Below are 25,234 nucleotides of genomic sequence, written 5' to 3'. Positions count from 1 at the left end.
CTGGAGCCGGGTCTGCCTGAACAGGCCGGGGCATCAGCCTTCCTCGCGCACGATCTCGACCAGGCGGTCGCCGTAGCGGGCCAGCTTGGTGCCGCCGATGCCACCGACCCGGCCCAGCGCGTCGACGCTGGTGGGGCGCTGTTCGGCGATATTGCGCAGGGTGCTGTCGTGGAAGATCACGAAGGCCGGCACGTTCTGCTCGCGCGCGAGTTCGGCACGCAGGCCGCGCAGGGCATTGAACAGGGCCAGGTCCTGCGGCAGCACCGACAGGCCGGTGCGCTGGCCGCTGCGGTCGCGCTCGCGGGCGGCCTTGGGTGTCTCGCGGCGCATCATGACCTTGCGCTGGCCCTTGAGCACCTCGCGGCTGCCATCGGTCAGGCGCAGCCCACCGTAGGCGCTGCTGTCCACCTCCAGCAGGCTGGAGGCGACCAGCTGGCGGAACACGCTGCGCCAGCTGCGGGCGTCGAGATCCTTGCCGATCCCGTAGGTACTCAGCTCGGTATGCCCGAACTGACGGACCTTCTCGTTGTCACCGCCGCGCAGGATGTCGATCAGATGGCCGACACCGAAGCGCTGCCCGCTGCGGTAGACGCAGCTCAGCGCCTTCTGGGCGGCAACGCTGGCATCCCAGGCATCCGGTGGCAGCAGGCAGTTGTCGCAGTTGCCGCAGGGCTGGGGATAGGTTTCCCCGAACCCGGCCAGCAGGACCTGACGGCGGCACTGCATGGATTCGCAGTAGCCGAGCAGGTGATCGAGTTTGGACCGTTCGAGCGTTTTGCGGTCTTCGCCGGCTTCGGACTGTTCGATCATCTGCTTGAGCAGCACGACATCGCCGAGCCCATAGCAGAGCCAGGCTTCGGCAGGCTCGCCGTCGCGCCCCGCGCGGCCGGTTTCCTGGTAATACCCTTCCATCGATTTGGGCAGATCGGTATGCGCGACGAAGCGCACGTCCGGCTTATCGATGCCCATGCCGAAGGCGATGGTGGCGCACATGACGATGCCATCCTCGCGCAGGAAGCGGCGCTGGTTGGCGGCGCGTACCTCGGCGGGCAGGCCTGCGTGGTAGGGCAGGGCGTTCATGCCCTCCTTGCACAGGAACTCGGCGGTTTCTTCCACCTTGCGCCGTGACATGCAGTAGACAATGCCGGCTTCCTGGCGGTGGACCTTGAGAAAGTCCAGCAGCTGGCGCTTGGCGTTGTCTTTCTGGACGACGGTGTAGCGGATGTTGGGACGGTCGAAGGAGCTGACGAAGTGCTGGGCGTTGGTCAGGTCCAGGCGTTCGGCGATTTCGCGCTGGGTCGGCGGATCGGCGGTGGCGGTCAGCGCGATGCGCGGGACGTCGGGCCAGCGCTCGTGCAGGACGGTGAGCTGGCGGTATTCAGGACGGAAGTCGTGGCCCCACTGCGAGACGCAATGGGCTTCGTCGATGGCGAACAGGGCGATCCGGCTGCGCGAGAGCAGCGAGAGGAAGCGGCCGGTCAGCAGTCGCTCGGGGGCGACGTAGAGCATGTCCAGTTCGCCGGCGAGCAGTTCGCGCTCGACGCGGGCGGCGGTTTCGCCATCGAGGGTGGAGTTGAGGTATTCGGCGCGCACGCCGAGCTGGCGCAGGGCTTCGACCTGGTCCTGCATGAGGGCGATTAGCGGCGAGATGACGATGCCGGTGCCGTCGCGGAGCAGGGAGGGGACCTGGTAGCAGAGCGATTTGCCGCCGCCGGTGGGCATGAGGACGAGCGCGTCATTGCCGGCGGCGACATGCTCGACGATCGCCTGCTGCGGACCGCGGAATTCGTCGTAACCAAAGATGCGGCTGAGCAGGTCGTGCGCGGGGCGGGAAGACATCGCGCTAGTTTACCTTGCCCAGGCTACGGGCCGTGTCCTCGGATGCCGGATCGGTGTGTAGGAAAGCCGAGGCCGGAGCCAAAGCCGGGGCCAAAGCCGGAGCGAGAGCCAGAGCCAGAGCTGAAGGCGCAAAGCGCCGGGCGTGGCCTCCTACGGGGTTGGCGCGGTGTGGGTGGGTCTGCTGGACCCGCCGTGAACCCGTCCATGGGGGCTCGATGTGCGCCATCCATGGCGCACAACGGTCCTGCAGACCCACCCACACCGCGCCGTCGACACTTGGCTGGTCTTCAAGGGAGAGCCAGTCGAGAGCCAGTCAAACGCAGACAGGCGCCAATCGGCGCCTGTCTGCTGTTACTTGCCGGGTACCTGTTACCGCTTGCCGAAGACCCCGCTCTGGCTTCCCCACCCGTCCTCCCAGATCTGGCGGGCGGGTGGGGGCCAGGCCCTGACGGGCCCGTCGTGCGCCATGGAGGGCGCACGTCGAGCCCCCAAGGATGGGTTTACGGCGCGTCCCGGCAGGGCCTGGCCCCCGCTCGCCAACACGGAGATGCCCGTCAGCCAAAGCCGTTGCCTCTGCCTTTGCCGTCAGTCAGCCAAGCCCGCCAAAAAACAAACCCTTACTGCAGCAGCGAACGCAGCATCCAGGCGTACTTTTCGTGGGTCTGCAGACGCTGGGTCATCAGATCCTCGGTCGGTGCGTCGTCCGCATCGTCTGCCACGTCCAGCACTTTGCGCGCCGTACGGCACACCGCCTCGTTGGCGGTGACCAACTGGCGTACCATTTCACGCCAGTCCGCGCTGTCGGTCAGGCCCGGCTCCTCGGCGATCGAGGTCAGGGCCGCGAACTCGCGGTACGAGCCCGGGGCATTGAAGCCCAGTGCACGGATGCGTTCGGCCACGTCATCCAGGGCCGCCCACTGTTCGGTGTACTGGGTCTCGAACATGGTGTGCAGCGAGTTGAACATCGACCCGGTCACGTTCCAATGGAAGTTGTGGGTCTTCAGGTAGAGCGTGAACGCATCAGCCTGGAAGGCCGACAGTCCATCGGCGATCTTCTTGCGATCGCCCTCCTTGATCCCGATATCGATGTTCGGGGCCGACGGGGCCGCCGCGCCGAGCTTCTGCTTGGCAGTCTTGGGCTTTGCCGGGGTCTTGGTCGTCTTCGCCATGGGAGAACTCCTTATGGATGGGATGAATCGGATGGCCTTCACAATAGATCAGACTACCCTTTCAGTAGTAAACAAAAGTTCTAAACGAATCGATTGATGAGCGCTATCGAAAAACCACATGCAGCACGCCTGGCCCAGCAGCAGGCCGCCATCAACGGGGCCATGAGCCGCGACCGCGGTCGTTTGCTGGGGATGCTCTCGCGCTGGCGGGCCAAACCGGCGGATACGGGGCTGGCGGCGGCGTTCGAGCAGGCCTTGCAGGCGTCCGTGCAGCGCCGTGAAGCGCGTGCGCTGAATCAGCCGTCCATCACTCTGGACGAGCAACTGCCGATTGCGCGTGAAGCCGAGGCCATCACCGCGCTGATCCGCGACCACCAGGTCGTGGTGATCGCCGGTGAAACCGGCTCGGGCAAGACCACCCAGCTGCCCAAGCTGTGCCTGGCCGCCGGCCGTGGCACCGCCGGCATGATCGGCTGCACGCAGCCGCGACGGATCGCCGCGCGTGCAGTGGCGACCCGCGTTGCGCAGGAACTGCAGTCCGAGCTGGGCACCACGGTGGGCTACCAGGTGCGCTTCACCGATCGCGTCGGTGACGATACCCGCATCAAATTCATGACCGACGGCATCCTGCTGGCCGAGATCAGCAGTGACCGCTGGCTGTCCAACTACGACACGATCATCGTCGACGAGGCGCACGAACGCAGCCTCAACATCGATTTCCTGCTGGGCTATCTGAAGCAGCTGCTGAAGAAGCGGCCCGATCTGAAACTGATCGTCACCTCGGCGACCATCGATACCTCGCGCTTCGCCCAGCATTTCGACGATGCCCCGGTGATCAGCGTGGAAGGCCGCACGTTCCCGGTGGAGGTGCGTTACCGGCCGCTGGAAGGTGAGGGCGGCGGCGAGGCTGACGGTGGGCGCGATGGCGAGCGCACCGTCAATGATGCGGTGGTCGCGGCGGTGGATGAAATCACCCGGATCGACCCGCGTGGCGACATCCTGCTGTTCTTCCCGGGCGAGCGCGAAATCCGCGATGCGCACCAGTCCCTGGAACGACGCAAGTACCGTGGCACCGACGTGCTGCCGCTCTATGCGCGGCTGTCGGTCAAGGATCAGGACCTGGTGTTCAACCCCGGCGCCAACCGGCGCATCGTGCTGGCCACCAACGTCGCCGAAACGTCGCTGACGGTGCCGCGCATCCGCTATGTGATCGACCCGGGTTTCGCCCGCATCAAGCGTTACAGCCCGCGCCAGAAGCTGGACCGGCTGCACATCGAAGCGGTCTCCCAGGCCAGCGCCAACCAGCGCAAGGGCCGCTGTGGCCGCGTGTCCGAAGGCATCTGCTACCGGCTGTATTCCGAAGCGGATTTCCAGTCGCGCCCCGAATTCACCGATCCGGAAATCCGCCGCTCCAGCCTGTCCGGGGTGATCCTGCGGATGCTGCAGCTGGGCCTGGGCAAGATCGAGGATTTCCCGTTCCTGGAGGCACCGGATGAGCGCGCCATCGCCGATGGCTGGCAGCAGCTGGGTGAGCTGGGTGCGGTCGATGCCGAGCGCCGCCTGACCCCGATCGGGCGCCAGATGGCGCGCCTGCCGGTGGACGTGAAACTGGCCCGCATGCTGGTCGCCGCACAGGCCCAGGGCTGCCTCCGCCCGATGCTGGTGATCGCCTCGTTCCTGGGCATCCAGGACCCGCGCGAGCGCCCGCCGGAAGCGCGCGCCGCGGCCGACAACGCGCATGCGCTGTTCGCCGATGGCCGCTCGGAGTTCGTCGGCGTGCTGCGCCTGTGGGACGGCTACCGCCAGGCTCACGAAGACCTGACCCAGTCCAAGCTGCGCGACTGGTGCGGGCGGCATTTCCTCGGCTTCCTGCGCATGCGCGAGTGGCGCGAACTGCATCGCCAGCTGCGCGTGCTGTGCGAGGAGCTGGGCTGGACGGAAGAAGCGGCCGAGACCTCCCTGGCACCGTTGCTGGCCGGTTCGTCCGCGCCTGCACCGGCGCGCGACGACGAGGCGAAGATCAAGGCGACGCGCGGCCAGCAGCACCGTGCCGCACGCCTGGCCCGCGAAGGGAAATCCGAGCCGGCGCCTGCCCAGAACACGCCGGCATCGGTCAAGGGCGCCGATGCCGAGGCGCGCAACGCCTTCAGCGACAAAGTGCGCGCAGCCGCCTACCAGACCCTGCACCGTGCCTTGATCGCCGGCCTGCCCACGCAGATCGGCCACCGCAGCGACAAGGGCGATTTCCTGGCGCCGCGCCAGCGCCGCTTCCTGCCGTTCCCGGGCTCGACCCTGGCCAAGCGGCCGCCGCCGTGGCTGCTCACCGCGACCTTGCTGGATACCCAGAAAATCTGGGGCCTGACCAACGCGGCGATCGAGCCGGACTGGGTCATCAACGAGCTGCCGCACCTGCTGCTGCGCAAGCACTTCGATCCGCATTGGTCGCGCGCGCAGGGCCAGGTGCTGGCCTCCGAGCAGATCAGTCTGTTCGGACTGGTGCTGGCCCCGAAGAAGCCGGTGCACTACGGCCGCATCGCGCCGGGCGAAGCGCACGACATCTTCGTGCGGCAGGCCCTGGTGACCGGCGAAATCAACACCCGTGCCGGCTTCGTCGCCGACAACCTCAAGGTGCTGGAGCAGGCGCGCGAAGAGGAGGCCAAGCTGCGCCGTGCCGGCATCGTCGCCGATGAAGGCTGGCAGGCGCGCTGGTACCTGGACCGGATTCCGGCCGAGATCCATTCGGCGATGGGCCTGGATACCTGGTGGAAGGCGCTGGCGCCGGAGAAACGCCGCGCGCTGTCGTGGGCCCTGGCCGATCTGCTGCCGGGCGAGGGCAGCGACGCCGAACGGTATCCCGCGTATCTGCCGCTGGGTGATGCACGGCTGCCGCTGCATTACACCTTCGAGCCGGGTGCCGACGAAGATGGCGTCACGTTGGAGGTGCCGCTGCACCTGCTCAACGCGCTCGATCCGGCGCGGTTGTCGTGGCTGGCGCCCGGCTTCGTGGCCGACAAGGCTGCGGCCCTGATCCGCAGCCTGCCCAAGGCGATGCGCCGCAACTATGTGCCGGCACCGGACTTCGGGCGCGCGTTCGCCGAAGCGTTTGCCGAGCCGACCGCCGATGACATCCGTGGCGAGCTGGCACGGTTCCTGTCGCGTGCGACCGGTGCCAAGCTGGCCGCGACCGATTTCGATGACGCAGCGCTGGACGCCCATCTGCGCATGAACCTGCGGCTGCGCGATGCCGATGGCAAGGTGCTGGCGACCTCGCGCGATCTGGATGCACTGCGCGCCCGCTTCGGTGACAAAGCGGGGGATGCCTTTGCCGCACGCGCCGGGCGTGCGCTGGCAGCCGAAGGGTTGCGCGATTTCCCGGCCAGCCCGATCCCGCTGCAGGTGCCTGGCGAAGCCGGCGTGCCGGCCTATCCGGCGCTGGTCGACCAGGGCGAGACCGCCGCGTTGAAGATTTTCGCCGATCGCAACGAGGCGCTGGAGCAGCATCCGCTCGGCGTGCGTCGATTGCTGGAGATTGCGCTGGCCGACAAGGCCAAGCAGGCGCGCAAGCAGCTGCCGGTGCCGCCCAAGACCGGGTTGTTGTATGCCGCGATCGAATCGCAGGAACGCCTGCGTGGCGACCTGGTCGATGCCGCGATGAACGCGGTGCTTGCCGATGGCCTGGGTGATATCCGCGACCCGGCCGCGTTCGCCAAGCGCAGCGCGGAGGCGGGCAAGGCGTTGTTCGCAGAGGCGATGGCCCGCCTGAAGCTGGCCGAGAACATCCTGGCCCATGTGGCCGAGCTCAAACCACAGCTGGAAGCGCCGCTGATGGGCTGGGCACGCGGCAATCTGGATGACATGGAGCAGCAGCTGGCCGCGTTGGTCCATCCTGGCTTCCTGCGCGAGACCCCGGCCGATGCCCTGGCGCAACTGCCGCGCTACCTGCGCGCAATGATCCTTCGCACTGAGCGTGCCAAGCGCGATCCGCCGCGCGACCAGGCGCGGATGCTGGAGCTGCGGCCATTCGTGGATGCGTTGGCACAGGCCGAGGCCCGCGGGTTGCGGGAGCGGCCGCAGTGGCAGGACCTGCGCTGGGATCTGGAAGAGTTGCGGGTCTCGCTGTTTGCCCAGGAGCTGGGCGCGAAGACCGGGATTTCAGCCAAGAAGCTGGCCCAGCGCGTGGCCGCGCTGCAGAAGCCTTGATCCGGCAGTGACCCGTGCCAGGTCGGCACGGGTCACTGGGGTTGCCTGAAGCGGATTATTTGACGCGGCGGACCTTGGCGCGGGTGTTGACGCCCTGGATCTGCATGTACCACACCCCGCCGACGCCGGGAGCGATGCTGACCTCAGGCGACTGGCGGCGGACACCACCGACTTGGACATCGTCGACCTGCTCCCATTCCTGGGCGTTGGCGAGCGCGTAACGCTGGCCCTTGCCAAAGCCGCGGAACTCTCCGGTCAAGACGCTTTTGATCGGCTCCTTGGTGCCGAAGTCGAAGAAGCCGTGGTTTTTCACGATGACTTCCTGACGACCCTCTTCGCGGGCCTGCTCGCGGGCATCGGCCGCCAGCGCGGCCACCTTGCCCTGCAGCCAGTTGTTGAGCTCGGCCAGTTCCTGCGGCGTGAGCTTCTCCAGCCCGGCCGCCTTGAACTCGGCCGGCGACATCTGCTGCTGCAGATCGCCTTCGACCACGCGCTGGGCCAGCGCCGGGAGCGAGAGGCTCATCATGACGGCCGCGCAGGCCAACAACCGCAGACGGGAAAAGCGCATGGCAGGGTCTCTCCTAGGAATGGCCGCAGTGTAGTGCCAGCGCCCCGGCATGTGCACATGCTGGTGATGGCGATTGTCGGGGGGGCGCTGCGGCGCTAGTGTAGGTGGCCTCTGTCTTGTCTGTACGATGCTGTGAACCGCGCTTCCTCCCCTGGCCTGGATGGCTTGTTGAACCGACCCTCGGTGGCTTCGCTGCCGGCTGAGCTGCGCGAGGCATTGCTGCAGCGCTGGCAGCAACCCGAGGCCGATCCGGAACGGCGCGCGGGCTGGCCGGTGCTGGCTGACACGCTGGATGCGCTGTCATTGCTCTCGGCCGACGAATCTGCCTTGCTGGCGACGTTGCTGTTCGATCTGCCGTGGTTGCGTGCCGGTCTGGACACGCTGCCGATCGGTGCGCTCAAGCCGGTGGTCGTCGGCCTGCTGGACGGCCTGGACGCCGCCGACCAGGTCTGGGCGCTGCACGCCGGGCGCGAGGCCGGGCGCAACAGCGAAGGCCTGCGTCGCCTGCTGCTTTCGATCATCCGCGATCTGCGCGTGGTGCCGATCCTGCTCGCCCGCCAGCTGGCCCGCATGCGCGGTGCCGATCGCTTGCCCGAAGAAGAGCGCCGCGCGCTGGCCCAGCTCACTCGCGACATCCATGCGCCGCTGGCCAACCGGCTCGGCATCTGGCAGTTGAAGTGGGAGCTGGAGGATCTGGCGTTCCGCCATCTGGAACCGGAGACCTACCGCCGCATCGCGCGCGAGGTGGATGAAACGCGCTTGGCGCGCGAGCGCTATGTCGAGGGCGTCAAGAAGGCGCTGTCGCGCGAGCTGCTGGCGCAGGGCATCCGCGCCGAGGTCAGCGGCCGCCCGAAGCACATCTACAGCATCTGGCGGAAGATGCAGAAGAAGCGGCTGGCCTTCGAGCAGCTGTACGACATCCGCGCCGTGCGCGTGATGGTGGACGACGTGGCCGCCTGCTACGCCGCGCTGGGCGTGGTGCATGCACTGTGGGCGCCGGTGCCGAGCGAATTCGACGATTACATCGCGCGCCCGAAAGCCAACGATTACCGTTCGCTGCATACCGCCGTGGTCGGCCCGGAAGGGCGCACCATCGAAGTGCAGATCCGCACCCACGACATGCACGCCCAGGCCGAGCTCGGCGTGGCCGCGCATTGGCGCTACAAGGAAGGCAGCAAGGGCGCGGAAAAGGCGTTCGACCGCAAGATCACCTGGATGCGGCAGCTGCTGGAGCAATCCCAGGACGGGCATGCAGGCGAACTGGCCGGTGCGCTGGATGCCGAGCTGACCGAAGACCGGGTCTACGCGCTCAGTCCCAAGGACGAGGTGATGGACCTGCCCCAGGGCGCCACGCCGTTGGATTTTGCTTACCACGTGCACACCATGGTCGGGCACCGCTGCCGGGGGGCGAAGGTCAACGGCCGCATCGTGCCGCTGACCTACCGCCTGCGCAGCGGCGACCGCGTCGAGATCCTGACCGGCAAGGAGGCCGATCCCCGGCGCGACTGGCTGCTGGCTTCCAGCGGGTTCCTGGCCAGCAACCGTTCGCGTGAAAAGGTGCGCGGGTGGTTCCACAAGCTGGACCGCGCGCGCAACGTGCAGGCCGGCCGCGAGCTGCTCGAGCGCGAACTCAAGCGCCTCGGCCTGCAGCACGCCGATCTGGCCATCGCGGTGAAGAAGTTCCACGCCGACAGCGTCGACGATCTCTACATCCAGGTGGCGCTGGGCGATACCGGGCCGAACCAGGTCAGCCGCACGCTGCTGGAAGCCGAACGTGCCGCCAGCCAGCCGGCGGCGCCGGTACTGCCGCGCCCGACCGCGCGGCGCGAGAGTGTGCGCAGTGCCGATTTCACCGTACAGGGCGTGGGCAACCTGCTGGTGCAGCTGGCGCGTTGCTGCCAGCCGGTGGCCGGCGAGCCGATCGTCGGGTATCTGACGCGTGCGCGCGGCGTCACCGTGCACCGCACCGACTGTGCCGCGCTGGCACGGCTGGCCGCGGCCAGCCCGCAGCGGATTCTTCCGGTGGAGTGGGGCCAGGCCGGCGGTGGCTATGAAGTGGACGTGGTGGTCGACGCGGTCGACCGGCGCTGGCTGCTCAAGGACATCACCAACCTGATCGCGCAGGAGGATGCCTATGTGCTGGACATCCACAGCGACAACGTCCGCAACAGTGGCCGTGCGCATCTGCGCCTGCGCCTGAAGGTCAGTGACTACGGCCAGCTTTCGACCCTGCTGGGCAAGCTGGATGCACTGCCCGGCGTCAGCGAAGCCCGGCGTCTAGGCTGAGCTCACGTGCCCCACGCTAGGCTCGCGCCATGAGCCGGGACGATGACAGGCATGACGCCGCCCACGAAGCACTGCGACGGGTGCGCCGCGAAGGCCGCTGGTGGTGGTTGCAGGCGCGCCATGCCCGGCGCATCTGGCGCTGGGCCCTGCTGGTGGCCGTGCTGCTGTTCGTCAGCCTGGCCCTGTTGCGCCGGCCGCTGGCCAACTGGTTCTGGAACGAGCCGCAGATCGAGCAGCTGCTCGACCAGGGCGGTCGCGCGCTGGCCGCGGGCCGGTTGAGTGCGGCAGATGGCAGTGGCGCACGTGAATCCTTCCAGGCCGCGCTGGCGCTGGACACCGACCGCTTGCAGGCGCGCAGCGGTCTGGCACGCACCGGCCAGGCTGCCCTGCAGCAGGCGCGGGATGCGCTGGACCGGGGCGATGCACCGGCGGCGACCGCCGCGCTTGCGCTGGCCCGCGAACTGCAGGTGCCGCAGCGCGATGCCGATGCGGTGGCGCAGCAGCTGCACGCACACGACCAGGCACGCGCGGGCATCGGGGCGTTGCTTGGGCGCGCCGAAGCGGCCCTGCAGGCGCAGCGGCTCGAGGGCAGCCCCGACAGCGCGCTGCCGCTGTTCCAGCAGGTGCTGGCGCTGTCCCCCAATCAGGTGCGCGCACTGGAGGGGCGCGAGGATGCGCTGTCCGATCTCCTCCAGCAGGCGCGCACGGCGGCCGGACGCGGCGACGTGGCCAGGGCGGCGGCGCTGGTGCGCAGCGCGCGTGGTTTCGATGCCGGGCATGTCGATCTGCCGGCCACCCAGGAGGCGCTGAACAACGCGCTGGAGCGACGCCAGCGCGAGGGCGAGATCGCGCTGCGCCGGCAGAAGCTGGAGGTTGCGGCCGATGCATTCGCAGCGGTGCTTTCAGCGCTGCCCGACGATCCTGCCGCGCGCCGTGGCCAGCTGCAGGTCGCCGATGCGCAGCTCACGCGTGCGACGCGGCTGGCCGGCAACTTCCGCTTCGACGACGCAGCCCGGGCGCTTCAGGTGGCCCAATCGCTGGGCGCGTCCACGCGTTCGCTGGAGGCGGCCCGCCATGTGATCGAGCAGGCGCAACGCTCCCAGGCGGCATTGAAGACCCCGGCGGTGCCGAGGGCGCAGCGCGAACGCACACTGCGCCGTCTGCTCACGCGCCTGGAGGAGGCAGAGGGCCGTGGCAACTTCCTGGACCCGCCCGGACGCAGTGCTTACGACGCCCTGCGCGAGGCCCAGGGCGTCGCGCCGCAGGACCCGCGGGTGCGAGCCGCCGCGCAGCGCCTGCTGCCCGCAAGCCGGCAGTGCTTCGAAGATCGCCTGCGCGAGAACCGCGTGCTGGCGGCGGGGGCGTGTCTGGACGCCTGGCAGACGTTGTCGACCAATGATGCCGCCCAGGCCGCCGCGCGACGGCGGCTGGCACAGCGCTGGCTGGCCATCGGCAGCGAGCGCCTGGGCTCGGGCGACATCGCTTACGCGCAGCAGGCGCTCGAGCAGGCGCGGCGCTGGCAACCGGACCTGCCGGAATTACCGGCCTTCGCCGAGCGCCTGCGCAGCGCCGGCGGTGGCTCGGGCACTTAATCCAGGAACACCCGCTGCACGGTGGCGCGGGCCGCATCCAGCGAGAAATGATCCACGATGTTCTGCAGCCCGGCAGTCGAGAGCCGGCGCCACAGGGCCTCGTCCTGGTAAAGCCGCACCACGGCCTGCGCGAATGCCTCGGCATCATCGGCCACCAGCACATCTTCGCCATCGCGCAGGTGCATGCCTTCCACGCCACAGGTCGTGGCGACCACCGGCTGCCCATGCGCCATGCTGAGATTCACCTTGCCCTTCACGCCGGCACCGAAGCGCAGCGGCGCGACGGCGATGCGGATGCCATCCATGTAGGGCACCACGTCCGGCACGAACCCGTGGATCTCCACGCCCGGCTGGGTCGCGGCCAGCGCGCGCAGGGTGTCGGGCACGGCCGCGCCGATGCAGTGGAAACGGATGTCGGGCAGCTGTGCACGGATGCGCGCGAAGACGTCACCGATGAACCACTGCATGGCATCCAGGTTCGGCGGATGACGGAAGCCGCCGACGAACACCAGATCGCGCCGCTCGGCCCAGTCAGGGCCGGCGCCAGCAACCTCGTGCAGATTGGAGATCAGTTCCACGGTCGCGCCCGGGGCATCGACGCGCAGCTGCTCGCGCTCGGCAGCGCTGACCAGCACGGTCACATCAACCTCTTCCATCACCGCCAGCTCGCGTGCGCGGGTGCGCTCGGCATTGCGCAGCAGCCCGGCATCCCCGGCGATCTCCGCACCCCGGCGTTCGCGCAGGTAGTGCAGGTCGACGGTATCGAAGACGGTGCGGGCCTGGGGCGCACAGCTGCGCAGCAGCGGCAGGCACTCGTGGGCGACGTGGTAGCGGACCATCATCACCACATCGAAGCGGGCGCCGTTGGCGCGCAGCCACGGCGCCACACCGTCCAGGTAGGGGGCGTACCAGACCTCCACGCCAAGCGCCTGCAGCGCCTCGGTGGCGGTGCCGCCGTGCTCGCGCCGGGTCGGCACGAACACCACGTGGACCCCGGCTTCGAGCAGCATGCGGATCAGGTTGTACTGGCGTAGCGAGGCCGAGTCGCGGTCCGGCTGCGGCACTTCTTCATCCAGGATCAGGACCTGGCGCTGGGCACGGTGCAGCAGGGCTGGCGAGGGAACGCTGCCGACGGCGGGCTGCGCCCGCAGTGCGCCAGCCCACTTCGCCGCGAACACGCCGCGGTTGCGGACCTGGTAGGCCTTGATCCCGCTGCCGGTATCGGTGCCGTTGCTGGTGCCCTCGTCATGCACCACGCGGCTGGCCGGTTGCACCAGCACGCGGTGGCCGCTGGCGCGCACGGCGAAGGCCAGGTCGGTGTCTTCGTAATACGCCGGCTTGTAGCGCAGGTCGAAACCCCCGATCTCCTCCCACAGGGCGCGCGGGATCATCAGCGCGGCGCCGGAGCAGTAGTCGGCATCGCGCAGCGCGCTGTAGCGCGGATCTTCGGGCGATTCGAAACGGCCGTAGCTCCAGCCGCTGCCATCCTGGAAGATCACCCCGCCCGACTCCTGCAGGCGGCCGTCGGGGTAGAGCAGCTGTGAACCGACCAGGCCGGCGCGCGGCACCCGGGCGAAGGTGGCGAGCAGGGCATCCAGCCAGCCCGGCTGCGGCACCGTGTCATTGTTGAGCAGCACCACGTACTGGCCACGCGAACGCGCGACGCCATCGTTGCAGGCCTCGATGAAGCCGCCGTTGCTCGCGCGCACTTCATGGCGCAGGCCGCGGATCTGCGGCATCCAGGTGATCGTCTCGTCGCTGCTGCCGTCGTCCACCACCAGGATCTCGCAGGCGACCTGCGGCGGATGCGCGGCCAGTGCCCGCAGGCAGGCCAAGGTGTGCGCAGCGTGGTTGTAGACCGGAATGATGATGCTGACCACCGGGCGCTCGCTGGCGGGGACGGTGAACGGCGCGAACGCTGTGGCCTCCGGCAGGTACAGGGGCGCCCCGCGGGGCGCCGGCACGGCCTGGGTGTGGACCCGGATGCGCTGCCAGGTGGCGCGCCAGCCCCGGGTGCGCAGACTGGCCAGACTGCGACGGAACAGGCCGAGCATGCGGTTCAGGAAATAGCGAGCATCGGCCAAGGACATCGACATCCCGTTGCAACTCCAGCTTAAGCGGGGGAACCCGGGAGAACGCGCCGCTCGCAGTGGCTGCGTTAGACTCGCCGGAATCCATATTCTCGCATCCCCGTGCCCCGACGCTACGATTCCGACGACATCGACGAGTTCGACGACACCGAAAGCCGCGCCCCGCTGTGGCGGCGCCGGTTGATCACCTGGAGCATGGCGGCTGTCGCGCTGGGGCTGGGCTTCCTGATCCCCTATACGGTGTACCTGAACCAACAGGTCACCCAGCGCTTCGGTGAGCTGCGCTGGCAGATTCCCACGCGCGTCTATGCGCGGCCGTTGCCGCTGGCGCCCGGCGTGGCGATGGATGCGGCCACGCTCAAGACCGAGCTGGCGGCCTCGGCCTACCGCGATGACGGGATCGGCAAATCACCGGCCACGTACACGCAGGAGGGGGGGCGTTTCGTCATCTCCAGCCGTGGCTACAACGACGTCGATGGCCGGGTCGCCCCGCGCCGCGTCGAGCTGAGCCTGTCCGGCGGGTCGATCGCTTCGCTGCGTGACCCCGACACCCGCAAGGCGCTGAAGGCCGCGCGTCTGGATCCGGCCCGTATCGCCACGCTGTATGGCCAGAAGCAGGAAGAGCGCCGGCTGGTACGGATCGAAGAGACCCCCGAGCTGCTGGTCACCGGCCTGCAGGCGGTGGAGGACAAGGACTTCAACCGGCACCACGGCATCGACCTGAGCGGCATCGCCCGTGCGATCTGGGTGACCGTGCGTTCTGGTGGCCAGAGCCGCCAGGGCGCCTCGACCCTGACCCAGCAGCTGGCCCGAAGCGGCCTGCTCGGGATCGGCAAAGAGCAGACCGTCACCCGCAAGTTCAATGAGGTGCTGTACGCGCTGATCATGGAAGCGCGCTACGACAAGCGCACCATCCTGGAGGCCTACCTCAACCAGGTCTACCTGGGCCAGCGTGGCAGCCAGGCCATCCACGGCATGTCCTCGGGTGCGGAGTTCTGGTTCGGGCGTGATCTGGCCTCGCTCAACACCGAGCACGTCGCGTTGCTGATCGGCCTGGTCAAGGGCCCGTCCTATTACGATCCGCGCCGCAATCCCGAGCGCGCGCTGGATCGCCGCAACTTCGTGCTGGGCAAGCTGCGCGACGCCAACCTGATCGACGATGCCGAGTACAAGCGTGCGGTCGATGCGCCGCTGGGCGTACCCAAGACCCCGGGCCTGATCGCGGCCAACCGTTTCCCGGCCTATGTCGATCTGGTCCGTCGCCAGCTCGGCCACGATTACCCCGAGTCGGTGCTGCAGGGCGCCGGCCTGAGCGTGATGACCGGCATGGCGCCCTCGGCGCAGGCCTATGCCGAAGGTGCGGTCACCAAGACGATCAAATCAATGGAAAGCAAGCGCCGTCCCGCGTTGCAGGCTGGCCTGGTGCTGACCGACGTGCACAACGGTGATGTGCTGGCCGTGGTCGGCAGCCGTGACGTGTCCGAACCGGGCTTCAACCGGGCCATCGAGGCGCAGCGCCCGGTCGGCTCGCTGCTCAAGCCGTTCGTGTATCTGCTGGCGCTGGCGCAGCCGGACCGCTACTCGCTGTCCAGCTGGGTCGATGATTCGCCGGTGACGGTGCAGCTCAGCCGAGGCAAGCAGTGGTCGCCCGGCAACGCGGACAACCGCAGCCACGGCACGGTCCGCCTGATCGATGCGCTGGCCCATTCCTACAACCAGGCCACGGTCCGGGTAGGCATGCAGGTCGGCCCGGAGCGGGTCACGCAGTTGATCCACGTCCTGGCCGGCATCAAGGCCGAGCCCAATCCCGCGGTGATCCTGGGCTCCACGGATCAAAGCCCGTATGCGATGGCCCAGCTGTATCAGTTCCTGGCCTCCGGGGGCGAGATCCAGCCGCTGCACGCGGTGCGTGGCGTGCTCGATCCGCAGGGCAAGTTGATGAAGCGCTACGACAAGACCCCGGCGCCGGCGCAGGAAGGTGACTCGATTGCCGCCAACCTGATCAGCATCGGTCTGCAGCAGGTCGTGGCCAGCGGTACCGCGCAGCGCCTCAACGCCGATGGCCTGGGCCGCCTGCAGCCGGCGGGCAAGACCGGCACCACCAACGACGGCCGCGACAGCTGGTACGCCGGCTACACCGGTGACCATCTGGCCGTGATCTGGATGGGCAATGACCAGAACGAACAGGCCGGGCTGTATGGCGCGACCGGGTCGATGCGGGTCTGGTCGGGCATTTTCCAGCGCCTGCCCAGTTCGCCGCTGAAGGTCAGCAACAAGGGCCTGGACTGGCAGTACGTGGAGGCCAGCGGCACGGCCACCACCGATGAAGCCTGCCCGGGCGCGCGTCGCTTCCCGTTCGTGGTCGGCTACACCCCGGCCTATGTACCGTGCACCGCGCCGAGCGCCTTGCCGGAACGCGAGGGCGGCGAACAGAGTGAAGGCGGTGGCTGGCGCAGCTGGTTCGGCCTGGAGAAAAAGCCGGAGCCCGCCCCCGAACCGGCGCAGAATGCACCGGCCGCCACCCCCGCGCGTCAACCCTGATCGAGGCCTGCCTGCATGACCACCCGTTTCCTGATCCGTTCCGCGTCGCTTGCCACGCTGTGCCTCGCGCTGGCGGCCTGCGTCACTCCGCCGCCGGTGGTGAAGGCGCCGGTCGACACCACCACGCCGGCCCAGCGCCTGGCCGCCGTGGATGCCGCTGCGGGCAATGACGACAAAGAGCTGGCCGTGCAGCCGCTGCGCGACAGCGAGGTGGAAGACCTGCGCCAGGCCGCGCATGCCCGTCGCCAGGCCAACGACCTGACCGGCGCTGCGGCGGCGCTGGATCAGGCGCTGGCGATCATGGCCTCGGACCCGTCGGTGCTCCAGGACCGGGCCGAGATCGCCCTGTTGCAGGGCGACTGGGCAGCAGCGGAAACCTTCGCCCGCAAGTCGGTTGAACTCGGTTCCGAGACCGGCCCGCTGTGCCGTCGCCATTGGGCGACGATCGAGCAGGCGCGTCTGGCCCGCGGTGAAAAAGAAAACGCGGCCTCGGCGCATGCACAGCTGGACGGCTGCACGGTGCCGGGGATCATGCGTTACTGATGTGGGCGATGCAGTCGGATGCGTGACGGCGTAGCGCCGGGCATCGGTCGGCACCCTTTATCATGGCGTCATGTCCCAACTTGCCCACGCCAGCCGCGATGCCCTCAGTGAGGGCGGTGCGCTCGCCAGCCAGCTCGATGCCTTCGTTCCGCGCCCGGCCCAGCTGCGCCTGACCGCGGCGATCGCCGAAGCGTTCGACCAGCGCGACGTGCTGCTGGCCGAGGCCGGCACCGGCACCGGCAAGACCTATGCGTACCTGGTGCCCGCGCTGCTGTCCGGGCTGAAGACCATCATCTCCACCGGTACCCGCGCGCTGCAGGATCAGCTGTATCACCGCGATCTGCCGCGCGTGCGGGCCGCGCTCGGTGTGGGCCACAGCAGTGCGCTGCTGAAGGGGCGCGCCAATTATCTGTGCCGCTATCGGCTGCAGCAGGCCCGGGGCGAACCCCGTTTCAGTTCCCCTGAGCAGGTCGCGCAGTTCCAGCGCATCCTGGTTTGGGCCGGACGCACGAAGTACGGCGACATGGCCGAGCTGGAGGCCTTGCCGGAGGATTCGCCGCTGTACCCGATGGTGACCTCCACCATCGATAACTGCCTGGGCACCGAATGCCCCTTCTGGGATGACTGCTTCGTCGTGCAGGCACGGCAGCGGGCGCAGGCGGCCGACGTGGTGGTGGTCAACCACCACCTGCTGCTGGCCGATCTGGCGCTCAAGCAGGAAGGCTTCGGCGAGATCCTGCCGGGCGCGCAGGCGTTCGTGATCGACGAGGCGCACCAGTTGCCGGAACTGGCGGCCAACTTCTTCGGCGAAGGCTTCGGCATGCGCCCGTGGCAGGAGCTCGCACGCGACTGCCTGGCCGAGAGCCGCAGCGTGGCAGGTGCACAGGCGGCCCTGCAGGAGCCCGCGGCCGCGCTGGAGCAGACCCTGCGCGATCTGCGCGTGGCGATGGATGGCCTGCCGCCGCGCGGCACCCAGTGGCGCGCGCTGACCGTGCCGCAGGTGCGCGATGGCTTCGATGCGGCGATGAGTACGCTGGTGCAGCTGCGTGATGCGCTGGCCGGGGTGCGCGAGGCGTCGCCCGGCCTGGACGCCTGCCATGCGCGCGCCATGGAAGCGGTCTCGCGGTTGTCGCGCTGGCTGGGCGACGATGCGCCGATGCTGGATTTCGATACCGACCCGGATGAGGCGCCGCCGCCAGCGGAGGTGCTCTGGTATGAACTGACGCCGCGCGGTTTCCGCTGCCAGCGCACGCCGATGGATGTGTCCGGTCCGCTGCGCGAGCATCGGCAGCGCTCGATGGCGGCCTGGGTGTTTACGTCGGCGACGCTGACCGTGGACGGGGGTTTCGAGCATATTTCCCAGCGGCTGGGCCTGGATGATCCGGTCAGCCTGCTGCAGCCCAGCCCCTTCGACTGGGCCCAGCAGGCGCTGTGCTATCTGCCGACCGATCTGCCCGATCCGGCCGCGCGCGGCTTCGGCACCGCGTTGATCCGCGCGCTGACGCCGGTGCTGGAGGCCTCGCACGGCCGTGCGTTCCTGTTGTTCGCTTCGCACCGCGCACTGCGCGAAGCGGCCGAGGCCCTGCGCGATGCACCGTGGCCGCTGTTCGTGCAGGGCGAGGCGCCGCGCGCGACCCTGCTGCAGCGCTTCCGTGAATCGGGCAACGGCGTCCTGCTGGGCTCGGCCAGTTTCCGCGAGGGCGTGGACGTGGTCGGCGATGCACTGAGCGTGGTGGTGATCGACAAGCTGCCGTTCGCCGCCCCGGATGACCCGGTGTTCGAAGCGCGGCTGGATGCGATCCGCCGCGACGGCGGCAACCCGTTCCGCGATGAGCAGCTGCCGCAGGCCGTGATCGCGCTCAAACAGGGCGTGGGCCGCCTGATCCGCAGCGAGACCGATCGCGGTGTACTGGTGCTGTGCGATCCGCGCCTGCTCAGCCGCAGCTATGGCCGGATTTTCCTGGATTCACTGCCGCCGTTCCGACGTACCCGTTCGCTGACCGATGTACAGGCCTTCTTTGCGCCACAATGGTCCCTCGCTGACCCCGCACCCGTCGCCGCGTCTGCTTCACCACAGCCCGTGCAACGGCTGCCGTCCACCGATGACTTCCCCACTTCCCTGTTCTGACCGCCATGAAGCTGCTCGCCTTTGAAACCGCCACCGAAGCCTGTTCCGTTGCCCTGTACGTGGATGGGCAGGTCACTGAGCGCTTCGAGATCGCCCCACGCCGCCACGCTGAACTCAGCCTGCCCTGGGCCGAGGCGCTGCTGGCCGAGGCGGGGGTGGCCCGTTCGCAGCTGGATGCGATCGCATTGGGGCGGGGGCCGGGCGCGTTCACCGGCGTGCGGCTTGCGATCGCCATCGCCCAGGGGATCGCCCTGGCGCTGGACCGCCCGTTGATCGCGGTCTCCACCCTGCAGGCGCTGGCGCTGCGCGCGCCGGCCGAAGCCGATCATGTACTGGCCAGCATCGACGCACGCATGGGCGAGGTCTATGCCGCACGCCACATCCGCGTGGACGGGCAGTGGCAGCTGCAGGGCGAGGAGAGCGTGTGCGCGCCGGGGCAGGTGGTGTTGCCTGAGGGCACGCGCTGGTTCGGCGTGGGGACTGGCTTCGGCGCGGCCGACGGCGTGCTGGCGACGCGGTTGGCCGATCAAATGACCGGCGTGGATGCGCTGGCATTGCCGCGCGCGGCGGATGTGCTGGCGCTGGCGGTACCGGCGTTCGAGCGCGGCGAGGGCATGGCACCGGAGCTGGTGGAGCCGGCCTATCTGCGCAACAACGTGGCGCTGACCCTGGTGGAACAGCAGGCGGCGCGGGCGGCCAAGGCCGCCCGGTAGAGCCGACCGTTGGTCGGCTATCGCCCCCTCAGCGGTCGTCGCGCAGCTCGCCGCCGGGCAGGAACACCCAGGTGCGGGTCACCTGCAGGATGTCGATCGCATCCTCGGTCTTGGGCAGCGGCGGGAACGGCTGGGCAAGCGTGATCACGCGCAGCGCGGTTTCATCCAGCAACGGCGTGCCGCTGGACTGCAGGATGCGGGCACTTTCGACGGTGCCATCGCGGCGCACACCGACGGTGATCACCACCTGGCCACCGAGCCGGCGGGCGCGCGCCTCATCGGGGTAGTTCAGGTTGCCGACGCGCTCGGCGCGATCGACCCACGCGCGCAGATAATTGGCATAGGCGTATTCGCGGGTACTGGCCGAGACGAACTTGCGGTTCGGGCGTTTGGCGTACTGGGCCGAGCGCAGGTGCACTTCGGCGGCCAACCGCGCCATCTCCACATCGCGCTGCTCGCGGGCCGTCATCGGTGCATCCGGGCGGGGGTGCTCGGGCAGCGGCTGTGGCTGCGCCTCGGCGATGGTGTCGGCGCCATTGCGGCTGTTGACCACGCGGGTCTGCGGGGGCGGCACGCTGGCCGCCTCCTGGCGCTGCTGCGGGACCGGTGACAGCCCGGCCTGCGCCTGGGGCACGATTCCGGCCTGGTTGTCGCGCGGGCGCTGGGCCTTGTCGTGGTCGCCACCGCCCTGCTGATTGGCCTGGGCCAGGAAATCGGCCTGCTTGGGTGTCAGTGGGGTCTGGGTCTGGCTGAAGATCACATCCAGCGTGGGCACCAGCGGCGCGCTGTCACTGACCGCGAAGCCGACCCCCAGCAGCAGCAACGCGTGCACGAGCACGGACAGCGTCAGGGTCGCGCCCAGCCGCTGGGATTCGCGCGCCTGCCACGTCGGGGCCGGGACGACGCTGGCGCTCATCGCGGCAGGCTGGCCTCGATCGCATCGAACAGAGTGCCGGCGATGTTCAGTCCGAACTGGGCGTCGAGCTCGCGCACGCAGGTCGGGCTGGTGACGTTCACTTCGGTGAGGTAATCGCCGATCACATCCAGGCCGACGAAGCGCATGCCGCGCCGCTTCATCTCCGGTCCGACCTGGGCGGCGATCCAGCGGTCGCGTTCGCTCAGCGGGCGGCCTTCGCCACGGCCACCGGCGGCCAGGTTGCCGCGGAACTCATCGCCCTGCGGAATCCGCGCCAGGCAGTAGTCCACCGGCTCGCCATCGACCAGCAGGATGCGCTTGTCGCCAGCGGTGATGTCCGGGATGAACTTCTGCGCCAGGGCCAGCGTGCGCTCGCCATCGGTCAGGGTTTCCAGGATCACGTTGAGGTTGGGATCACCGGTGCCGCTGCGGAAGATCGAGCGCCCGCCCATGCCGTCCAGCGGCTTGAGCACCGCCTGGCCATGTTCGAGCACGAAGGCCTTCAGGTCCGCATTGCGGCGACTGACCAGGGTCGGCGGGCAGCACTGCGGGAACAGCAGGGCGGCCAGCTTCTCGTTGTAGTCGCGCAGGCCCTGGGGGTCGTTGACCACCATCGCACCGGCCTGCTGGGCGACGCTGAGTACGTGGGTGTCGTAGATGAATTCGGCATCCACCGGCGGGTCCTTGCGCATCAGCACCACCTGGCCGGGGCCGAACACGGTCTGGCTGAACTCGCCCAGGGTGAACCAGTCGTTCTTGTCCTCGCGCACCTGCAGCGGGGCGGTGCGGGCGATGGCCTGGCCGTCGCGCAGGGCCAGCCCGCCGGGGCTGACGTAGTGCAGGGCATGGCCGCGGCGCTGGGCTTCCAGCAGCATCGCGAAGGTGGTGTCCTTGGCAATCTTGATATGGGCGATGGGGTCCATCACCACGATGACATTCAACGGCATGGTCGCAACCTGGCGGGCAGGCCGATGATGGTAGCGACAATGGGTCCTCAATGCCTGCCCGGGGGCGCGGAACGCAGTGTCCGGCCGGGCGGGCGCCGCCCCGGGTTTGCGCAAACGGCCCGGGCCGGGCGCTCGCCGGGCCGCTGGCACCGGGGCCGCGGTGGGTGTGCTTGAAGCGCGCGCCGGTATTGGGATATAGATACGCTTTCGCAGCGACGCCGGGGATCAGGCAAGCGTCGCGCGCTTGGGGAAAGGTAATGACTGAATACATGGCTGCGGGTGGGGAACTCGCAGGGCTGCGCGTGATGGTCATCGATGATTCGAAGACCATCCGCAGAACCGCGGAAACCCTGCTGAAGCGGGAAGGCTGCGAAGTGGTGACCGCGACCGATGGGTTCGAGGCATTGGCCAAGATCGCCGATCAACAGCCGCAGATCATCTTCGTGGACATCATGATGCCGCGGCTGGACGGGTATCAGACCTGTGCGCTGATCAAGGGCAACCAGCTGTTCAAGTCCACGCCGGTGATCATGCTGTCCTCCAAGGACGGCCTGTTCGACAAGGCGCGCGGCCGCATCGTCGGCTCGGAGCAGTACCTGACCAAGCCATTCACGCGTGAAGAACTGCTGGGTGCCATCCGCACATACGTCAACGCCTGACCAGGGGGGAAAGGCACAATGGCTCGAATCGTACTGATCGAGGATTCACCGACCGACCGTGCGGTGTTCACGCAGTGGTTGACCAAGGCCGGTCATGAAGTCCTGGAAGCGGACAACGCCGAGGACGGGCTCAAGCTCGTGCGCGAGCAGTCGCCGCAGCTGGTGCTGATGGACGTGGTCCTGCCGGGCATGAGTGGCTTCCAGGCGACCCGTGCGATGGCGCGCGACGCGGCCATCAAGCACATTCCGGTGGTCATCGTGAGCACCAAGGCGATGGAAACCGACAAGGCATGGGGGCTGCGCCAGGGGGCGGCCGACTACATCGTCAAGCCGCCGCGCGAGGAGGAACTGATCGCGCGGATCAACCAGTTGGTGGTCTGATGCGTTCTCCTTTCGACATCCTCCAGGCCTACGAGCGACGCAGCCTGGCCCATGCGGTGCAGCTGCCCGAGCGGCAGTTCTCGCAGGACCTGTGGCGAGGCGTCGGCTATCGCGTGGGCAAGCGCCGGCTGGTCTCGGATTTCCGCGAAGTGGTGGAAATCGTCCCGATGCCGCCGATCACCCCGGTGCCCGGCGCACAGCCGTGGCTGCTGGGCGTGGGCAACCTGCGCGGCAACCTGTTCCCGGTGGTGGACCTGAAGTTCTTCCTGGAAGGCGAGCGCACCGTGCAGCAGGAGGGTCAGCGCGTGCTGATCATGCGCCAGGCCGGCGGCGACGTGGCATTGACCATCGATGAACTGTTCGGCCAGCGCAGCTTCGAGCTGGACCAGGACATCGTCGCCGGCGATCTGGCCACCGGCCGCTATGCGCACTTCATCGACCGTGCGTTCCACGGCGATGGCCATGACTGGGGCGTGTTCTCGCTGTCGCTGCTGTCGCGTACCCCCGAATTCAGGCAGGCCGCGGCCTGACCGCAGGCGCCTGTCTCTCCGCATTGAAGATCGAGGTTGAACGATGAGTACTGCTTCGGAATCCGCCAAGGCCGGCAAGCTCGGCTCGGTGGGCACCAATTTCTGGCTCGGCCTGCTGGCCGTGTCGATGATCGTGTTCGGCGTCAACACCGGCGTGGCGACCTGGCAGGGCAGTCGCCTGGCCAGTGCGAGCACCGATGCGGCGAACCTGCAGGTGCTCTCGCAGCAGCTGGCCAACCAGGGCCGTGAGGCGGTCTCGGGCAACGCGCAGGCGTTCACCGCGTTCAAGCTGACCAAGAGCGACATCGAAAGTACCGTCAGTGGGCTGCAGGGCCGCTACGGCACCGAGACCAATGTCGCCGGGCCGCTGAACACGCTGATCCAGACCTGGGAGCCGCTCGGCAAGAGCGCCGGCCAGCTGGTCGCCAGCGAACCGGCCGTGCTGGCCCTGGCCGGCAACGCGAACAACTTCGTCAACGGCGTGCCCGCCCTGCAGGCACAGCTGAACGAAGTGGTCCGCGCGATGTCGGCCAGTGGCGCGCCGTCCTCGCAGGTCTACAACGCCCTGCAGCAGGTCGTGGTGGTCGGCTCGATGGCCCGCCGTGTGACAGAAATGCGCGCCGGTGGTGCCAATGCGGCTGCCGCGGGCGACGCGCTCGCCCGCGACTCGGTGGTCTTCACCCAGGTGCTCGATGCGCTGCGCAACGGCAACGAGGAACTGGGCATTGCCGCGGTCCGCAACGGTCCGGCGCTGGCCGCGCTGGAGCAGTCGCAGAAGCAGTGGGACACCATGAAGCAGGATGCCGACGCCATCCTGGCCAGCTCGCGCCAGCTGTTCGCCGCGCAGTCCTCGGCCGCGGCCCTCACCGGCGGTTCGGCAGACATGCTGCGCGACAGCAAGAAGCTGTTCGAAGCCTTCTCTTCGTTCGGCTCGCTGCGCGATACCCGCCTGTTCCCCAACTTCTGGCTGGGCGTGGCGTCGGGTGCGTTGTCGCTGATCGCCATCATCGGCTTCGTCGGCAGCACGGTGCGCAGCCGCTCGCGCGAACAGGAACTGCGGTACCAGACCCAGGTGGAATACAACAGCCGCAACCAGCAGGCCATCATGCGGCTACTGGACGAAATCAGCTCTCTGGGTGAAGGCGACCTGACGGTGAAGGCCTCGGTGACCGAGGACATGACCGGTGCCATCGCCGACGCCATCAACTACGCCGTGGATGAGCTGCGCCACCTGGTGACCACGATCAACGACACCTCGGCCAAGGTCGCCGTGTCGACCCAGGAAACCCAGGCTACCGCGATGCAGCTGGCCGAAGCGGCCGGCCACCAGGCCAACCAGATCACCTCGGCCTCCGACCGTATCGGCGAAATCGCCTCGAGCATCGAGCAGGTGTCGCGCAACTCGGCCGAGTCGGCCGACGTGGCGCAGCGCTCGGTGATCATCGCCGCCGAAGGTGCCGGCGTGGTGCGTGAAACGATCCAGGGCATGGACCAGATCCGCGACCAGATCCAGGAAACCTCCAAGCGCATCAAGCGCCTGGGCGAGTCCTCGCAGGAAATCGGCTCGATCGTGGAACTGATCAACGACATTTCCGAGCAGACCAACATCCTGGCGTTGAACGCCGCGGTGCAGGCGGCTTCGGCCGGTGAGGCCGGTCGCGGTTTCGCGGTGGTGGCCGACGAAGTGCAGCGGCTGGCAGAGCGCACCTCCGGTGCGACCCGACGGATCGAAAACCTGGTGCAGGCCATTCAGGCCGATACCAACGAGGCGGTCAGCTCGATGGAGCAGACCACCGCCGAAGTGGTCTCCGGTGCACGCCTGGCCGAAGACGCCGGTACCGCGCTGACCGAAATCGAGCGCGTCTCCAACGCGTTGAACAACCTCATCAAGAACATCTCGATCGCTGCCCAGCAGCAGTCGGCCGCGGCATCGGACATCACCCGCACCATGGGCGTGATCCGTCAGATTACCGGCCAGACCTCGCAGGGCGCGGGACAGACCGCCGAGTCGATCGGCCACCTGGCACAGCTGGCGGCCGACCTGCGCCGCTCGGTCGCCGACTTCAAGCTGCCGGCGTGAGCCGCGGGCAGGGCGGAGAGGGAAGGAACAAGCAGATGATGCATCGCGAGAA

General features: G+C 68.5%; 17 protein-coding genes. 11 read left to right on the top strand and 6 right to left on the bottom strand.

The window, feature by feature from the left end:
• Positions 1 to 33: 33 nt before the first annotated feature.
• The gene (gene recQ / locus ABE571_RS14155; RefSeq protein ID WP_152151915.1) at positions 34 to 1,839 is read right to left on the bottom strand and encodes a DNA helicase RecQ; all 1,806 of its coding nucleotides are present in this window, start codon (positions 1,837 to 1,839) and stop codon (positions 34 to 36) included.
• Between the two features lie 617 nt (positions 1,840 to 2,456).
• A complete protein-coding gene (locus tag ABE571_RS14150) occupies positions 2,457 to 3,008 on the bottom strand; it encodes a Dps family protein (RefSeq protein ID WP_019185151.1) in 552 nt (183 codons plus the stop codon).
• Positions 3,009 to 3,104: 96 nt separating this feature from the next.
• Here ABE571_RS14150 and hrpA point away from each other — a divergent pair, with 96 nt between their 5' ends.
• Complete coding sequence (hrpA, locus tag ABE571_RS14145) at positions 3,105 to 7,208, top strand: ATP-dependent RNA helicase HrpA (RefSeq protein ID WP_346493887.1); 4,104 nt, start codon at positions 3,105 to 3,107, stop codon at positions 7,206 to 7,208.
• Between the two features lie 55 nt (positions 7,209 to 7,263).
• Here hrpA and ABE571_RS14140 read toward each other — a convergent pair whose 3' ends face one another.
• Positions 7,264 to 7,776 carry a hypothetical protein gene (locus ABE571_RS14140; protein WP_313210466.1) on the bottom strand — a complete coding sequence of 171 codons (513 nt, stop codon included), beginning with the start codon at positions 7,774 to 7,776 and terminating at the stop codon, positions 7,264 to 7,266.
• 132 nt (positions 7,777 to 7,908) lie between these two features.
• On the opposite strand from ABE571_RS14140, the gene ABE571_RS14135 reads away from it, so the two are divergent.
• Together ABE571_RS14135 and ABE571_RS14130 are read left to right on the top strand one after the other, a co-directional pair.
• Entirely contained in the window at positions 7,909 to 10,062 is a 2,154-nt protein-coding gene (locus tag ABE571_RS14135) for a bifunctional (p)ppGpp synthetase/guanosine-3',5'-bis(diphosphate) 3'-pyrophosphohydrolase (protein WP_346493885.1), read from the top strand.
• A 29-nt stretch (positions 10,063 to 10,091) separates the two neighbouring features.
• Positions 10,092 to 11,654, top strand: coding sequence for a hypothetical protein (locus tag ABE571_RS14130; RefSeq protein WP_346493883.1), 1,563 nt, complete (start codon positions 10,092 to 10,094; stop codon positions 11,652 to 11,654).
• On the opposite strand, the gene ABE571_RS14125 is transcribed toward ABE571_RS14130, so the two are convergent.
• Entirely contained in the window at positions 11,651 to 13,750 is a 2,100-nt protein-coding gene (locus ABE571_RS14125) for a glycosyltransferase (RefSeq protein WP_346493881.1), read from the bottom strand. The two genes, ABE571_RS14130 and ABE571_RS14125, sit on opposite strands and share 4 nt — an antisense overlap.
• 96 nt (positions 13,751 to 13,846) lie before the next feature.
• Here ABE571_RS14125 and mrcB point away from each other — a divergent pair, with 96 nt between their 5' ends.
• The 4 genes from mrcB to tsaB all read left to right on the top strand — a co-directional run bounded on the left by mrcB (position 13,847) and on the right by tsaB (position 19,669).
• Positions 13,847 to 16,285 carry a penicillin-binding protein 1B gene (mrcB, locus tag ABE571_RS14120; protein ID WP_346493879.1) on the top strand — a complete coding sequence of 813 codons (2,439 nt, stop codon included), beginning with the start codon at positions 13,847 to 13,849 and terminating at the stop codon, positions 16,283 to 16,285.
• A gap of 15 nt (positions 16,286 to 16,300) precedes the next feature.
• Positions 16,301 to 16,828 (top strand): hypothetical protein, encoded by a 528-nt coding sequence (locus tag ABE571_RS14115; RefSeq protein ID WP_346493877.1) that lies wholly within the window; start codon positions 16,301 to 16,303, stop codon positions 16,826 to 16,828.
• 70 nt (positions 16,829 to 16,898) lie between these two features.
• Positions 16,899 to 18,956: an ATP-dependent DNA helicase gene (locus ABE571_RS14110; RefSeq protein WP_346493875.1), complete on the top strand. Its 2,058-nt coding sequence runs from the start codon at positions 16,899 to 16,901 to the stop codon at positions 18,954 to 18,956.
• Between the two features lie 5 nt (positions 18,957 to 18,961).
• Entirely contained in the window at positions 18,962 to 19,669 is a 708-nt protein-coding gene (tsaB, locus tag ABE571_RS14105) for a tRNA (adenosine(37)-N6)-threonylcarbamoyltransferase complex dimerization subunit type 1 TsaB (protein ID WP_346481331.1), read from the top strand.
• A 28-nt stretch (positions 19,670 to 19,697) separates the two neighbouring features.
• On the opposite strand, the gene ABE571_RS14100 is transcribed toward tsaB, so the two are convergent.
• Both ABE571_RS14100 and gshB read right to left on the bottom strand, forming a co-directional pair.
• A complete protein-coding gene (locus tag ABE571_RS14100) occupies positions 19,698 to 20,585 on the bottom strand; it encodes an energy transducer TonB (protein WP_313219737.1) in 888 nt (295 codons plus the stop codon).
• Positions 20,582 to 21,532, bottom strand: coding sequence for a glutathione synthase (gene gshB / locus ABE571_RS14095; RefSeq protein ID WP_121039048.1), 951 nt, complete (start codon positions 21,530 to 21,532; stop codon positions 20,582 to 20,584). The genes ABE571_RS14100 and gshB overlap by 4 nt, the downstream gene beginning before the upstream one ends.
• Before the next feature lie 257 nt (positions 21,533 to 21,789).
• On the opposite strand from gshB, the gene pilG reads away from it, so the two are divergent.
• Genes pilG through ABE571_RS14075 form a run of 4 tightly spaced genes read left to right on the top strand, consistent with a single transcriptional unit; the run spans position 21,790 to position 25,182 of the window.
• Positions 21,790 to 22,191: a twitching motility response regulator PilG gene (gene pilG / locus ABE571_RS14090; protein WP_121039045.1), complete on the top strand. Its 402-nt coding sequence runs from the start codon at positions 21,790 to 21,792 to the stop codon at positions 22,189 to 22,191.
• An 18-nt stretch (positions 22,192 to 22,209) separates the two neighbouring features.
• The gene (locus ABE571_RS14085) at positions 22,210 to 22,572 is read left to right on the top strand and encodes a response regulator (protein WP_123730426.1); all 363 of its coding nucleotides are present in this window, start codon (positions 22,210 to 22,212) and stop codon (positions 22,570 to 22,572) included.
• Positions 22,572 to 23,102 carry a chemotaxis protein CheW gene (locus tag ABE571_RS14080; RefSeq protein ID WP_088432919.1) on the top strand — a complete coding sequence of 177 codons (531 nt, stop codon included), beginning with the start codon at positions 22,572 to 22,574 and terminating at the stop codon, positions 23,100 to 23,102. Before ABE571_RS14085 ends, ABE571_RS14080 begins: the two co-directional genes overlap by 1 nt.
• Positions 23,103 to 23,145: 43 nt before the next feature.
• Positions 23,146 to 25,182, top strand: coding sequence for a methyl-accepting chemotaxis protein (locus tag ABE571_RS14075; protein ID WP_313210486.1), 2,037 nt, complete (start codon positions 23,146 to 23,148; stop codon positions 25,180 to 25,182).
• Positions 25,183 to 25,234 lie beyond the last annotated feature (52 nt).

Source organism: Stenotrophomonas sp. TWI273 (assembly GCF_039674765.1).
Taxonomy (GTDB): Bacteria; Pseudomonadota; Gammaproteobacteria; order Xanthomonadales; family Xanthomonadaceae; genus Stenotrophomonas.
The sequence above is the reverse complement of the archived record's forward strand: the minus strand, read 5'-3'. Positions and strand labels throughout refer to the sequence as shown.

Coding starts and splice junctions, on each gene's coding strand:
- recQ (WP_152151915.1), bottom strand. CDS start 1,839: ATGTCTTCCCGCCCCGCGCACGACCTGCTCAGCCGCATCTTTGGTTAC.
- ABE571_RS14150 (WP_019185151.1), bottom strand. CDS start 3,008: ATGGCGAAGACGACCAAGACCCCGGCAAAGCCCAAGACTGCCAAGCAG.
- hrpA (WP_346493887.1), top strand. CDS start 3,105: ATGAGCGCTATCGAAAAACCACATGCAGCACGCCTGGCCCAGCAGCAG.
- ABE571_RS14140 (WP_313210466.1), bottom strand. CDS start 7,776: ATGCGCTTTTCCCGTCTGCGGTTGTTGGCCTGCGCGGCCGTCATGATG.
- ABE571_RS14130 (WP_346493883.1), top strand. CDS start 10,092: ATGAGCCGGGACGATGACAGGCATGACGCCGCCCACGAAGCACTGCGA.
- ABE571_RS14125 (WP_346493881.1), bottom strand. CDS start 13,750: ATGTCGATGTCCTTGGCCGATGCTCGCTATTTCCTGAACCGCATGCTC.
- ABE571_RS14115 (WP_346493877.1), top strand. CDS start 16,301: ATGACCACCCGTTTCCTGATCCGTTCCGCGTCGCTTGCCACGCTGTGC.
- ABE571_RS14110 (WP_346493875.1), top strand. CDS start 16,899: ATGTCCCAACTTGCCCACGCCAGCCGCGATGCCCTCAGTGAGGGCGGT.
- tsaB (WP_346481331.1), top strand. CDS start 18,962: ATGAAGCTGCTCGCCTTTGAAACCGCCACCGAAGCCTGTTCCGTTGCC.
- ABE571_RS14100 (WP_313219737.1), bottom strand. CDS start 20,585: ATGAGCGCCAGCGTCGTCCCGGCCCCGACGTGGCAGGCGCGCGAATCC.
- gshB (WP_121039048.1), bottom strand. CDS start 21,532: ATGCCGTTGAATGTCATCGTGGTGATGGACCCCATCGCCCATATCAAG.
- pilG (WP_121039045.1), top strand. CDS start 21,790: ATGACTGAATACATGGCTGCGGGTGGGGAACTCGCAGGGCTGCGCGTG.
- ABE571_RS14085 (WP_123730426.1), top strand. CDS start 22,210: ATGGCTCGAATCGTACTGATCGAGGATTCACCGACCGACCGTGCGGTG.
- ABE571_RS14080 (WP_088432919.1), top strand. CDS start 22,572: ATGCGTTCTCCTTTCGACATCCTCCAGGCCTACGAGCGACGCAGCCTG.
- ABE571_RS14075 (WP_313210486.1), top strand. CDS start 23,146: ATGAGTACTGCTTCGGAATCCGCCAAGGCCGGCAAGCTCGGCTCGGTG.